This is a genomic window from Nocardioides alkalitolerans, from assembly GCA_038184435.1.
Taxonomy (GTDB): Bacteria; Actinomycetota; Actinomycetes; order Propionibacteriales; family Nocardioidaceae; genus Nocardioides; species Nocardioides alkalitolerans_A.
The window spans coordinates 2,296,963-2,310,586 of the sequence record CP116227.1; the positions used below are offsets into that span (position 1 = coordinate 2,296,963).

At 74.1% G+C, this 13,624-nt stretch carries 9 protein-coding genes; 1 reads left to right on the top strand and 8 read right to left on the bottom strand.

Features of this window, described 5'->3' with window-relative positions:
* Window positions 1-62 precede the first annotated feature (62 nt).
* Window positions 63-1,193 (top strand): phosphoserine transaminase, encoded by a 1,131-nt coding sequence (serC, locus tag PIR53_11025; protein WZH50561.1) that lies wholly within the window; start codon window positions 63-65, stop codon window positions 1,191-1,193.
* Between the two features lie 25 nt (window positions 1,194-1,218).
* Here the strand turns inward: serC and PIR53_11030 are convergent, their stop codons facing one another.
* The 8 genes from PIR53_11030 to PIR53_11065 all read right to left on the bottom strand — a co-directional run bounded on the left by PIR53_11030 (window position 1,219) and on the right by PIR53_11065 (window position 13,504).
* Window positions 1,219-3,216 carry an ABC transporter ATP-binding protein gene (locus PIR53_11030; protein WZH50562.1) on the bottom strand — a complete coding sequence of 666 codons (1,998 nt, stop codon included), beginning with the start codon at window positions 3,214-3,216 and terminating at the stop codon, window positions 1,219-1,221.
* Window positions 3,213-4,946, bottom strand: a complete 1,734-nt coding sequence (locus PIR53_11035; GenBank protein WZH54439.1) for an ABC transporter ATP-binding protein — start codon at window positions 4,944-4,946, stop codon at window positions 3,213-3,215. Before PIR53_11035 ends, PIR53_11030 begins: the two co-directional genes overlap by 4 nt.
* Before the next feature lie 2 nt (window positions 4,947-4,948).
* Window positions 4,949-5,584: a helix-turn-helix domain containing protein gene (locus PIR53_11040; protein ID WZH50563.1), complete on the bottom strand. Its 636-nt coding sequence runs from the start codon at window positions 5,582-5,584 to the stop codon at window positions 4,949-4,951.
* 343 nt (window positions 5,585-5,927) lie between these two features.
* On the bottom strand, window positions 5,928-6,938 hold the full coding sequence (locus PIR53_11045; GenBank protein WZH50564.1) for a DNA topoisomerase IB: 1,011 nt from the start codon (window positions 6,936-6,938) through the stop codon (window positions 5,928-5,930).
* Between the two features lie 58 nt (window positions 6,939-6,996).
* Window positions 6,997-8,010, bottom strand: coding sequence for a hypothetical protein (locus PIR53_11050; protein ID WZH50565.1), 1,014 nt, complete (start codon window positions 8,008-8,010; stop codon window positions 6,997-6,999).
* Window positions 8,011-8,015: 5 nt separating this feature from the next.
* Window positions 8,016-9,269 carry an SAM-dependent methyltransferase gene (locus PIR53_11055; GenBank protein WZH50566.1) on the bottom strand — a complete coding sequence of 418 codons (1,254 nt, stop codon included), beginning with the start codon at window positions 9,267-9,269 and terminating at the stop codon, window positions 8,016-8,018.
* Window positions 9,270-9,411: 142 nt separating this feature from the next.
* Window positions 9,412-10,542, bottom strand: a complete 1,131-nt coding sequence (locus PIR53_11060; protein WZH50567.1) for an NADH:flavin oxidoreductase/NADH oxidase — start codon at window positions 10,540-10,542, stop codon at window positions 9,412-9,414.
* 46 nt (window positions 10,543-10,588) lie between these two features.
* Entirely contained in the window at window positions 10,589-13,504 is a 2,916-nt protein-coding gene (locus tag PIR53_11065; protein ID WZH50568.1) for an FAD-binding and (Fe-S)-binding domain-containing protein, read from the bottom strand.
* Between the last annotated feature and the right edge of the window lie 120 nt (window positions 13,505-13,624).

Below are 13,624 nucleotides of genomic sequence, written 5' to 3' on the forward strand. Positions count from 1 at the left end.
CTGCCCCTCTCGTCCCCGCTCTCGTTTCCCGCTCCCGCCGCGGGCGGTGGGAGACTAGCCCGGTGACGCGTGACCTGCGGATTCCGACCGACCTGCTCCCCTCCGACGGCCGTTTCGGCTCCGGCCCCTCGAAGGTCGCGCAGTCGGCGCTCGACGCCCTGGCCGGGCCCGGCGCCGCGCTCATGGGCACCTCCCACCGCCAGGCCCCCGTGAAGAACCTCGTCGCCTCGGTGCAGGAGCGCCTGGGCGATCTCTTCTCGCTGCCCGACGACCACCGCGTCGTGCTCGGCGTCGGCGGCTCGACGGCGTTCTGGGACGTGGCGGCCTTCTCGCTCGTGCGCGAGCGCAGCGCCCACGGCGTCTTCGGCGAGTTCGGCGGCAAGTTCGCGACCGCGACGACCGCGGCGCCGTGGCTGGCCGACCCGGCGGTGTTCGAGGTCGCTCCCGGCTCCGTGGCGGTCCCCGAGGCCGTCGCGGGGGTCGACGTCTACGCGTGGCCGCACAACGAGACGTCGACGGGCGCCATGGCGCCGGTACGCCGCGTGCCCGGCGCCGACGCGGACGCGCTGGTCGTCGTCGACGGGACCTCGGCCGCGGGTGGCCTGCCCGTCGACGTGCGTGAGACGGACGTCTACTACTTCGCGCCCCAGAAGGGCTTCGCCGCCGACGGCGGCCTCTGGTTCGCCCTCATGTCGCCCGCCGCGCTCGCCCGCGTCGACGAGGTGAGGGCGAGCGGTCGCCACATCCCGGCCTTCCTCGACCTCGGCACCGCGGTCGAGAGCTCGGCGAAGCACCAGACGCTCAACACCCCCGCGATCGCGACGCTGTTCCTCATGAACGAGCAGCTGGGCTGGATGCTCGAGCGCGGCGGCCTGGCGGGCATGGTCGAGCGCACGTCCGCCTCGGCGGCCGTGCTCTACGGCTGGGCCGAGCAGGCGGCGTACACGACCCCCTTCGTCGCCGACCCCACCCACCGCTCCCACGTGGTGGGCACGGTCGACTTCGCGGGCGGGCCGGACGGGGTCGAGGCCGACGCCGTCGCCGCGGTGCTCCGCGCGAACGGTGTCGTCGACGTCGACCCCTACCGCAAGCTCGGGCGCAACCAGCTGCGCGTCGCGATGTTCCCCGCCATCGACGCGAGCGACGTCGAGGCCCTCACCGCCTGCGTCGACTGGGTCGTCGAGCGGCTCTGAGGCCGGTCCGGCCGGTGGACCGGCCTCAGTCCAGCGCGCTCGCCGCGAACTGCGAGCGGTAGAGCGCGGCGTACGCCCCGTCCGCCGCGAGCAGCTCGGTGTGCGTCCCCTGCTCGACGATGCGTCCCGCCTCCATCACGAGGATGACGTCGGCGTCGCGGATCGTGGAGAGCCGGTGGGCGATGACGAACGACGTGCGGTCCTCCCGCAGCGCCCCCATCGCCCGCTGCAGCAGCAGCTCGGTGCGCGTGTCGACGGAGCTCGTCGCCTCGTCGAGGATGAGCAGCGCCGGGTCGGCGAGGAACGCGCGGGCGATGGTGAGGAGCTGCCGCTCCCCCGCCGACAGGTTCTCGCCGTTCTCCGTCACGACGGTGTCGTAGCCGTCGGGCAGCGAGGCGACGAACCGGTCGACGTACGTCGCGCGGGCGGCCTCGAGGATCTCCTCGTCGCTGGCGCCGGGACGCCCGTAGGCGATGTTGTCGCGGATCGTGCCCTCGAAGAGCCAGGTGTCCTGGAGCACCATGCCCGTCTGCGCCCGGAGCTCGCGGCGCGACAGCGTGGTGACGTCGACCCCGTCGAGGGTGATGCGGCCGGCGTCGAGCTCGTAGAAGCGCATGACGAGGTTGACGAGCGTCGTCTTGCCCGCACCGGTCGGCCCCACGATCGCCACGGTCTCGCCGGGCCGCGCCACGAGCGACAGGTCCTCGATGAGGGGACGCGCGGGGTCGTAGGAGAAGGCCACGTGCTCGAACGCCACCTCGCCGCGTCCCCGCGCACCCACGCCCGCCCGCCCGGCTCCGCCGACCTCGCCGACGACCGAGGCGTCGGCCTCCTCCTCGGCGTCGAGCAGCTCGAAGACCCGCTCGGCCGAAGCGACGCCCGACTGCAGGAGGTTCATCATCGAGGCCACGGTGGTGAGGGGCTGGTTGAACTGGCGGGAGTACTGGATGAAGGCCTGCACGTCACCGATCGTGATGGCGCCGGCCGTCACCCGGAAGGCGCCGACGACCGCCACCACCACGTAGGAGACGTTGCCGATCAGCATCATCACCGGCATGAGGAGCCCGGAGACGAACTGCGCGCGGTACGACGCGTCGTAGAGCTCGTCGTTCTGCTGGGCGAACGTCCTGTTCACCGCGTCCCGGCGGCCCATCACGGTGACGAGCGCGTGGCCGGAGATCGACTCCTCGACGTGGGCGTTGAGCGAGCCGGTGCGCCGCCACTGCGTCACGAACTGCGGCTGGCTGCGCTTCATCACGGCCCGCGTCAGCACGAGCGAGACCGGCACGGCGATCAGCGCGACGAGAGCGAGCAGCGGCGAGATCCACAGCATCATGGAGAGGATGCCGACCACGGTGAGGAGCGACGTCAGCAGCTGGCTCATCGTCTGCTGCAGCGTCTGCCCCACGTTGTCGATGTCGTTGGTGACGCGGCTCAGCAGCTCTCCCCGCGGTGCCTTGTCGAAGGTCGCGAGCGGCATGGCGTGGATCTTGCGCTCGACGTCGGAGCGGAGCGTGCGGATGGTGCTCTGCACGACGTCGTTGAGCAGGTAGCCCTGGAGCCATGCGAGCAGCGCGCCGGCGAGGTAGACGCCGAGCACGACCAGCAGCGCCCGGCCCATGGCGTCGAAGTCGATGCCCTGCCCCGGCACGACGTGGCGCATGCCCTCCACGAGGTCCGCGGTCGACCCCTGGCCCGACGCGCGCAGGGCAGCCACGGCCTGCTCCTGCGACTGCCCGGCCGGCAGGTCCCGGCCCACGAGGCCGGCGACGACGAGGTCGGTCGCCCGGCCCAGCAGGTAGGGGCCGAGGGACGTCGCCGTCACGCTGCCGACGGCGAAGAGCGCGACGAGCGCGGCCTTCGCGCGGTGGGGGCGCATGCGGCCGACCAGACGCCGGGCCGAGGGTCCGAAGTCCATGGCCTTCTCGCCGGCGCCCATCTGGCCGGCCGGTCCCGGACCGCGCTGCGGCACCGAGATGCGCTCGGTGGCGGTGATCCCGCCGGTGTCCTTGCGCGCGCTCATGCCGCCTCCTCCGCGCTCAGCTGGGACGCGACGATCTCGGCGTACGTCGCGCAGGAGTCCACGAGGTCGTCGTGGCGCCCGGCACCGACGAGGCGCCCGTCCTCGAGCACGAGGATGAGGTCGGCGTCGCGGATGGTGGAGATCCGCTGCGCCACGACCAGGACGCACGCGTCCGTCGTCCACGGCCGCAGGGCCGCGCGGAGCCGGGCGTCGGTGGCGAGATCGAGCGCCGAGAAGGAGTCGTCGAAGAGGTAGATCTCGGGCCGGCGCACGAGGGCCCGGGCGATCGACAGCCGCTGCCGCTGGCCGCCCGAGAAGTTCGTGCCGCCCTGGGCGACGGGCGCGTCCAGACCGTCGGGCAGCGCGGCGACGAAGTCCCGGGCCTGGGCGACCTCGAGCGCCTCCCACAGCTCGTCGTCGGTGGCGTCGGGCTTGCCGTGCCGCAGGTTGGTGGCGATGGTGCCGCTGAAGAGGAACGCCCGCTGCGGCACGAGGCCGATGCGCTCCCACAGGGCCGCCGGGTCGAGCCGGCGCACGTCGACCCCGTCGATGCGCACGGCACCCTCGGTGACGTCCATGAGCCGCGCGACGAGGTCGACGAGGGTCGTCTTGCCCGAGCCCGTGGAGCCGATGACGGCGACCGTCTGTCCCGGGCCGGCGCGGAACGAGACGTCCGAGAGCACCGGGCTCTGGGCCCCCGGGTGGGTGAAGCCCACCCCGTCCAGCTCGAGCTCGGCATGGCCGGAGACGACCTGCACCGGGTGCTCCGGCGGCAGCACGCTCGTGGCGGTGTCGAGCACCTCGGCGATGCGGTCGGCGCAGACCGCGGCGCGCGGGATCTGCATGAGCATGAAGGTGCCCATCATCACCGACATGACGATCTGCATGAGGTAGGCGATGAAGGCGGTGAGCTGGCCGACGCCCAGGTCGCCGGAGTCGACGCGGTGCCCGCCGAACCAGATGACGCCGACGGAGGCCAGGTTGACGATGAGCATGACGACGGGGAACAGCGTCGCGAGCCACCGACCCGCCCGGATCGACACCTGGGTCAGCTGCTCGTTGGCGTCGGCGAAGCGGTCGGTCTCCTCGGGCTCGCGCACGAACGCCCGCACCACGCGGATCCCGGTGATCTGCTCGCGGAGCACCCGGTTGACGCCGTCGATGCGCCCCTGCTGGGCGCGGAAGCTGGGCACCATCCCCCGCACCACGATGCCGACGGCGACGAACAGCGTCGGCACCACGACCGCGAAGATCCACGAGAGGCCCACGTCGGTGTGCATCGCCATCGCGATGCCGCCGATCATCATGATCGGCACCGAGATGGCGATGCTGCAGGTCATCAGCGTCAGCATCTGCACCTGCTGCACGTCGTTGGTGACGCGGGTGATGAGCGAGGGCGCCCCGAACTGGCCGACCTCCCGGCCGGAGAAGCCCGTGATGCGGCTGAACAGCGCGCCCCGGAGGTCGCGGCCCACGCTCATGGCGACCCGCGCCGAGAACCACACGGCACCGATCTGGCAGGCGATCTGGCCGACGCAGACGACGAGCATGACGACGCCGATGCGCAGCACGTGGCCCGTGTCGCCCTCGACGACGCCGTCGTCGATGATCGTCGCGTTGAGGTTGGGCAGGTAGAGCATCGCGCCCGTGGAGCCGAGCTGGAGCAGCGCGATGGCGAGCAGCCGGGCCCGGTAGGGCCGCAGGTGCTCGCGCAGCAGGCGGAAGAGCATGGTCACGCGCTCCTGTCGGGGGTGGTCGGGTCGGTCGGGTCGGTCGGGTCGGTCGGGGTGGGCGCGAGGGTGCCGTGGAGGACGACCGCGACGATCTCCTCCGCCGTCAGCGGCTCGTCGGCCGACAGGTGGGGGTGGCTGCCCGAGAAGGTGAGGAGGCGCAGCATCCGTGCCACCTCCCGCGGCGGCACCCGGAACGCGTGGGCGTCCGGCTCGACGAGGTCGACGACGGCTCGCAGCGAGCGGCGTCGGGCGGCGAGCGCGTCCTCGTCGTCGTGCCGGGAGCGTCGCGGCGGGCCCTGGATGCCCAGCGCGGTCATGACGCCGAAGATCTCGCGGAAGCGACCCTGCACGACCGTCGTGGCGGCGACGAGGCGCGGCTCCAGCGGCAGCGAGCGGTCGACCGCCTCGAGCTCGTCGAGGAAGCGGGTCGGGTCGAGGGCCGCGTCGAGCACGGCGTCGAGCAGGTCCTCCTTCGTCGGGAAGACCCGGAACACGGTGCCCTCCGCGACCCCGGCCGCCTCGGCGATCTGGCGGGTCGTCGCGCCCTGGCCGCGCTCGAGGATGAGCGGCACCGCCGCCTCGAGGATCGTGCGGCGGCGCTCGTCGGGCGCCATCGGCGTCGCTCGGGGGCTCACGACCGGTCAGCGTAGTGAGTGAGCACTCACTCAGACAACTTCGTATCGATCTCCGCGGCGGTGACGACGGCATCGACCCGCTGATGCGTGATGTCGCCCTGGACGACAGGACCGCTGCGTATCCCCCGTCCCCCGCTCGTACGACGCACCCCGAACCCGCTCGGCCCGCCGCGCGGCCCCGGAACTGTGACGCTGGGGCGTGTCGCGCTCCCGAGTCCGCGCGTTCTTCCTCCGGGGCCCGGGCCGGTCCGCGTTTTCCTCCCCGGGTCGGGCCGGTCCGCGTTTTCCTCCCCGGGTCGGGCCCGTCCGCGTTCACCTCCGCCCGCCGGCCGGGCGCGCCCGTCTACCCCAACAACCGCAGCGTGGCCCGCTCCAGCGCCGCCTGGCGGGCGTCGACGTCGTCGGCGTGCTCACGGTCCGCGCGCTGGAGGGCGGCCTTGATGGTGCGGCCGTTCTCGTAGGCCGTGACCACGCGCGGGTCCACGTAGGAGCTGCGGGCGAGGGTCGGGGTGTTGCCGAGGAACGCCGCGACCTCCTTCATGGTGCCGCTGACGGCCCGCTTGCGGGAGGCCGCCGTCTCCCCGGGCTCCTCGGTGCGGGCGAGGGCGACGGCGGCGAGGACGGTGGCGTGCCAGGTGCGGAAGTCCTTGGCCGTGGCCTCGATGCCGGTCGTGACGCGCACGTAGTCGTTGACCAGCGCGGGCAGCACGGAACGCCACTGCCGCAGCTCCTTGTAGGCGAGCAGGCGGGGGTCCTCGGCCCGACGGCGCCGCATCATGGCGATGGCGGCCACGACGGCGGTGTCGTCGATGTGGATCTCGTGGTCGACGCCCGACTTGCCCGTGAAGCGGAAGACCAGCGCCTCGCCGGACCGGCGGACGTGTCGCCGCTCGAGCGTGGTGAGGCCGAAGCTGCCGTTCTCGTCGGCGTACACGTCGTTGCCGATGCGGAAGTAGCCGAGGTCGAGGAGGCGCACCGCCGTGGCCGCGGCCCGCGGCTCCGGCATCCCGTCGAGCCCGAGGTGGCCGACGACGACGGACCGGGCGCGGGCCAGCGAGGCGCCGAACTCCACCATCCGCGCGAACTTCTCCGCGTCGCGCTTCTCGCGCCAGGCGGGGTGGTAGAGGTACTGCCGGCGCCCGGCGTCGTCCGTGCCGACCGCCTGCAGGTGACCGTTGTCGTGCGGGGTGATCCACACGTCCTTCCACGCCGGCGGGATCACGAGCGCCTCGATCCGCTCCCGGGCCCGGTCGTCGAGCCGCTCGCCGTGCTCGTCGCGGTAGGTGAACCCCCGGCCGGCGCGCACCCGTGTCCAGCCCGGCTGGTCGGGCGAGGTTCGGCGGAGTCGCGGCACCTCTCGACCCTAGCCAGCCCCCACCAGCACCCCGACCAGCATCCCGGTCGACACGGCCTCAGGAACGCCGCGAGCCCCTCACCAGGGCGACCGCCAGGACGAGCAGCACCACACCGCCGACGCCACCCACGACCCACGGCAACCACGCCGCACCGTCACCCGACGGGTCGACGGCGGGGTCGGCGTCCGCGCCGGAGGCGTTCCCCGGGTCGTCCGAGCCCTCCGGCGACGCCGGCGTCATCGCCTGCTGCACCTCCGCGGGCAGCTCGACGCGGAGCACCGGCGTCCGCGGGCCCTCCGTCGTCAGCAGCACCGCCCCGGGGTCGTCGGGGTCGACGGCGATGCCCTCCCCCTGCGGCTGCTCCGGCAGGTCGAACGAGCCCACCTCGGTGAGGCCCGGGTAGGTGTAGACGGCCGCCGCCCCGTAGTTGCGCACCACCAGGTGCCGCCCGTCGGGGAAGAACGCCGCGTCGGTCGCAACCCCCAAAGCGGGCGCGAGCGGCTGGAGCACGTTGACCCGCCCCTCCACGAGCTGCTCGGGCGCCGCGTAGAAGGTGCCGCCCAGCACGCCCTTGCTGACGACGAGCAGCTCGTCGGTGCCGGGCACGACGAGCAACGACTCCGCGTCGCGCGGACCGTCGGCGTACTGCAGCTCGAAGCGCGCCGGCACCGCCGTCGCGTCCTCCCAGCCGACCGGCACCCGGAGCACCTCGACGCTGTCGCGCACTCCTCGGTTGTCGCCGATGTCGCCTACCCACACCTCGGAAGCGGCCTCCCCGCCGACGTACGCCGGGGCGACGGCCTCGACGTCGACCGGGTCGGGCGTCCACGACGTGACGCCGACGGTGTCGCCCGTCGCGGGGTCGACGGCGAAGACGCGGCCGGTGTCACCCGAGTCGTTCACGGTCACGAACCGGCCACCGACGACCGCGAGGCCGCTGGACTCCACGATGTCCGGGTCGGTGAAGCTCATGACCTCGGTGCCCTCCTCCGCCGTCGAGGCGGGCGTCGCCGCGGCACCGGCCGCGAACGGGAGGGCGACCGCGGCGGTCACCAGCGTGCGGAGGAGCACCGGCCTCACCGGTCCCCGGCGACGTCCGACGGGCGCTCGGCCAGCAGCTCGGCCAGGCGCGGCCGGATGCCCCAGGTGGCGACGAGCTCGTCGTACTCCTTCCGCACCGAGCCGCCCGTCACCGGCGACCCGGTGCGCACCGCGCGGAGCAGGGTGTTGCGCGGCGTGTGCTGGCTCTCGACGAACTGCACGACCTCCACGCGGTAGCCCGACAGCCGCATCAGCGACGCCCGCAGCCCGTCGGTCAGGGTGTCGGCGAACCGCTCGCGGAGGATGCCGTGGCGCGTGAGCACCTGGTACGGCGCCGGGGTCGGCGCCTTGCGCAGCTGGGCCGCCACGTCGTGGTGGCAGCAGGGCGCGGCGAGCACGAGCGCCGCCTCCCAGTCGACGGCCCGGGCGAGCGCCTCGTCGGTGGCGGTGTCGCAGGCGTGGAGCGCGAGCACCACCTCGGGCCGCTCGGGCAGCATCGCGCCGAGGTCCGCGTCGGCGATCGACCCGACCACGAACTCCAGCTCGTCGCTCACCCCGAGCCCGGCCGCGACCGCCGTGCTGTGCTCGCGGGACTGCTCCTTCACGTCGACGCCCACGAGGTGCACGGGCAGGCCGCGCACGTGCGTGAGGAAGCGGTGCGCGGCGAAGGTCAGGTAGGCGTTGCCGCAGCCCAGATCGACGATCCGCAGCGGCTCCTCGGCCGTCGGACGGCGCAGGTGGCCCTTGGCGATCGCGTCGACGACCGCCGTGTCGAGGAGCCGGCAGAACTCCTCGACCTGGCGCAGCTTCGCCTGCCGCGTCGGCTTGACCCGGCCCTCGGCGTCGGAGATCCCGAGCGCCACGAGCACGGGGTCGCCCGGCTCCAGCAGCCGGTCCTTGTCCCGGTCGTGGCCGCGCGCGGCCTCGACCGCCTGGGCGCGCTCGGTCGTGTGGCAGACCGCCTCGAGGCGCTTGGTCACGCGCACCTGGTGCTGCTGCGTCGTCGTGTCGACGTGCCAGTTCGCGAAGGGCTCGTCGAGCAGCGCGTCGACGGCCTCGCGCGCCTCGGCTGACCCGGCGGCGTGGTTGGCCGTGTGGGCCTGGGTCGCGTCGTACCGGGTCACCTGCAGGTGCCGCCCCGCCTTCAGGTCGACGTAGCGCAGCTCGACCCGCCGCCACTGCGGGGTCGTGCCCTTCTGGCGCCCCGACCCGACCGCGCGCACGAGCGCGTCGGGGTCGAGGAGGTGGGCGCGCATCCGGGTGAGGACGCGGAGGAGGGGCTCGGTCACGGCTCGGCTCTCGGGTCTGTGCGGGGGTGCGGCTGGTTCAGATGATCGCCGCGACCACGACGACGACGATCAGGGCCACCAGGGCGAAGGGGATGATGAGTCGGCGGTGGCGGGGGTTCACAGGGGCCGAGTCTAGGACCCGTCAACCAGCGTCGGGCCAGGCGCCGCGGGTGTACTGGGGCGGGTACGGCGCGGACCGGCGCGCCACGCCCAGCTCGGCCGCGGCGCGGAGCGGCCAGGCCGGCTCGCGCAGCGCGGCCCGGGCGAGGAGCACCACGTCGGCCAGCCCGGCGGCGAGGATCTCCTCCGCCTGCGCCGGATCGGTGATCTCGCCGACCGCACCCACGGGCAGCCCGGCCGTGCGCACCTGGGCCGCGAACGGCACCTGGTAGCCCGGCCCCGCCGTAATGTCCTGGCGTGCGTCGAGCCCGCCGCTGGACACGTCGACGAGGTCGACGCCGTGCCCGGCCAGCACGGCGACCAGCCGGGTCGTCTCCTCCGGGGTCCAGCCGCCCTCGACCCAGTCGGTCGCCGAGAGCCGCACCAGCACCGGCTTCTCCTCCGGCCACGCCGCCCGCACCGCGTCCACGACCTCCACCGTGAGACGGATGCGGTTCTCGAACGAGCCGCCGTAGCCGTCGGTCCGCCGATTCGCGAGCGGCGAGAGGAACTGGTGGAGCAGGTAGCCGTGGGCCGCGTGCACCTCGACCACGTCGAACCCGGCCTTGTGCGCCCGACGCGCGCCGTCGCCGAAGGCGGTCACGACCGCGGCGATGTCGTCGACGGTCATCTCCCGCGGCGCGGCGAACCCCTGGTACGCCGTCGCGCTCGGCCCCAGCGTCGTCCAGCCGCCCTGGTCGAGCGGCACGGAGCCGCGCCCCCGGCCCGACCCGTCCTGGCCGCCGCGCCACGGGGCCCAGGTCGACGCCTTGCGCCCCGCGTGGGCGAGCTGGATGCCGATGGGCGTCGAGCCGTGCGGCGACCAGGTGTGGGCGAAGTCGGTGATGCGACGCCAGGCGGCGACCTGCTCGTCGTTCCAGATGCCCGTGTCCTCCGGGCTGATCCGGCCCTCGGGCACGACCGCCGTGGCCTCCGTGAGCACCAGCCCGAACCCGCCCGTGACGCGCGCCCCGAGGTGGGCCAGGTGCCAGTCGTTGGGCAGTCCGTCGGTGGCCGAGTACTGGCACATCGGCGCCAGCCACACCCGGTTGGGGGCGGTCACGGAGCGCAGGGTCGTGGGGGTCAGGAGCAGCGGGCTCGTCGGGGAGGTCACGACGGGGTTGAACAGGGACCCGCGCGCCCTTGTTCCGCTGGCACCCTCACACCCGCGACGCCAGCAGCTCCGCGAGGTGCAGCGCGGGCACGTCGGCGAGGTCGTCGAGCTGGATCTTGCAGCTCATGCCGTCGGCCAGCACGACCGTGTCGGGGTCGACCGCGTAGGCCGCGCGCACCGCGGGGAGCAGTTGCGTCTCCGCGACCGCCACGGAGACCTCGTAGTGCCCCTGCTCCACGCCGAAGTTGCCGGCGAGGCCGCAGCAGCCGCCGACGCGCGTGACGCTCGCCCCCGCCGCCTTGAGCAGGCGCTCGTCGGCCTCCCAGCCGAGGATGGAGGCCTGGTGGCAGTGCGGCTGCGCGACCACGTGGGTGCCGGTCAGGTCGGGCAGCGTGACGCGACCGTCGGCCACGAGGCCCGCGACGAGCTCGCCGAAGGTGCGCACGCCCGCCGCCACCGCGGCGGCCTCGGGGGCGTCGCTGAGCTCCTCGAGGTCGGAGCGCAGCGTCGCCGTGCAGGAGGGCTCGATGCCGACGACGGGCACCCCGGACGCGACGTACGGCGCCAGCGTCGCCGCCGTGCGTCCCGCGATCCGGCGCGCCGTGTCGAGCTGACCGGTCGTCACCCAGGTGAGGCCGCAGCAGGCGCGCTCGTCGATCACCCGCACCGTCAGGCCCTGCGCCTCGAGGAAGCGGACGGCCGCCAGACCGCTCGCCGGGAGGAAGTGGTTGGTGAACGAGTCCGCCCAGATCCACACGTCCGGCTGCTCCACCGACCCGAGCCGGCCGGCGGCGCCGTCGGCGCGCGCCGAGCGACGCAGCGTGCGCCCCGCGAACTGCGGCAGGCTGCGACGCTGGTCGACGCCCGCGACCGCCCGGGCCACCGTGGCGATGGGGCCGGCCTTCAGCGAGGCGTTGGCCAGGCCGGCGACCGGCGTGGTCAGGCGCGCCCACATCGGCAGCTTGCCGAGCACGTAGTGGCTGCGGGGACGCCGCTTGCCCGCGTAGGTCTGGTGGAGCACCTCCGACTTGTACGTCGCCATGTCGATGCCCGTCGGGCAGTCGTTGGCGCAGCCCTTGCAGGCCAGGCAGAGGTCGAGCGCCTCGTGGACCGCGGGGTCGGCGACACCCTGCACGAGGTCGCCGGTCATGGCCTCCTGGAGCACCCGGGCCCGGCCGCGCGTGGAGTCCTTCTCGTCGCGGGTCGCCGCGTAGGACGGGCACATCACGCCCGTCCCCGTGCCGGCCCCACCGCCGACGACGCACTTGCCGACGCCCGTGCACCGGTGCACGGCGTCGGCCATCGAGCCGCCGTCGTGGGTGAACCGCAGGAGCGGGAGCGGCTCGCGAGCGCGGGGCCGCGAGGTGCGGAGGTCGGCGTCGAGCGGCGCCGGGTCGGCGATGTTGCCCGGGTTGAGCACGCCGAGGGGGTCGCAGATCGCCTTGACCTCGCCGAAGAGCCGGATGGCCTCCGCGTCGTACATCGTGCTCAGCAGCTCCGAGCGCACCCGCCCGTCGCCGTGCTCGCCCGACAGCGACCCGCCGTACGTCGCGAGCGTCGCCGCCGCGGCCTCCATGAAGCCGCGGAAGACGCCGCGGCCCTCCTCGATCGAGGCGGCCCCGTGGACGAGCGGGAAGTCGATGCGCACGTGCACGCAGCCGTCGCCGAAGTGGCCGTAGGGCACGCCGTCGAGGCCGAACTGCTGCAGGAGGCCGTCGAAGTCGCGCAGCCAGGCGCCGAGGTGCTCCGGCGGGACCGCCGAGTCCTCCCAGCCCGAGTACGCCGGCGTGGCGAGCGACCGGCCGGCGAGGCCCGCACCGTCCTCGCGGATGCGCCACAGGGCCGCCGCCTCGGCGGGGTCGAGCACGACGCGGTGGTCGAGGGCGCCCGCATCGGCGACGACGTGCGCGAGCAGCGCCTCCGTCTCGGCCAGGGACTCCCCCGTCACCTCGGCGAACAGCCAGCCGGCGCCCTTCGGCAGGTCGGGAACGGACTTGCCCGCGCCCCGCACGAGGTCGACGATGCGCGCGTCGAGGCCCTCGCAGGCCACGAGCGGGTGGGCCAGCAGGGCCGGCACCGCGTCGGCGGCGTCGATCATCGACGGGTAGCCCAGCACCACCATCGTGCGCGCCGGCGCGTCGCGCACCAGCCGCACCGTGGCCTGGGTGATGACACCGAGCGTGCCCTCGGACCCGGTGAGGAACCGGTCGAGCCGACGGCCGTTCTCGGGCAGGAGGTGCTCCAGCGAGTAGCCCGACACCTGACGACCGAACCGGCCGAACTGGGTGCGGATCGGGCCGAGGTGATCTCCGACGAGGCGGTCGAGCGCGGCGGGCACGTCGCCGGTGCCGACCGCCCCGGCGAGCCCGCCGGGGCCGAGCGCGAGCGTGTCCCCCGTGCCCAGCACGACGGACATCGCCTCGACGTTGTCGACCATCCGGCCGTAGCCCAGCGCGCGCGAGCCGCACGCGTTGTTGCCGATCATGCCGCCGATCGTGCAGCGGGTGTGGGTCGACGGGTCGGGCCCGAAGCGCCAGCCCACCGCCGTCGCCGCCTTCTGCAGGACGGCGTGGATCGTGCCCGGCTGCACCACCGCGGTGCCCGCCTCCGCGTCGACGTCGAGCACGCGGTTGAGGTGCTTCACCGTGTCGACCACCAGGCCGGGGCCGACCGCGTTGCCGGCGATCGACGTGCCCGCGCCCCGCATCGTCACCGGCACCCGGAGCTCCCGCGCGACGTCGACGATCGCGGCCAGCTCGTCGGGGTGCTGCGGCCGCACGACGGCCTGCGGCACGACGCGGAAGAGGGAGGCGTCCGTCGAGTAGGCGGCCCGCGTCACCGTGGAGTCGTCGACGTCGTCGACGCCCCGGCGGGCCAAGGCCGCCAGCACGTCCTGCGTCGCCACGCCCGACCCGTCCGTCGTGCTCCCCGTGCTCGCCGAGCTCGCTGCCTCCACCGTCACCCCTCCATTGTGGAGCCCCCCACCGACGATCCCGCCTGCAGGCTCCCCTTCGTCCACAGGGCGGTCGCCCGCGACGTACCGGAGCGCATGCGATCCCTGCCCCGGGCAACCGGGGGCACG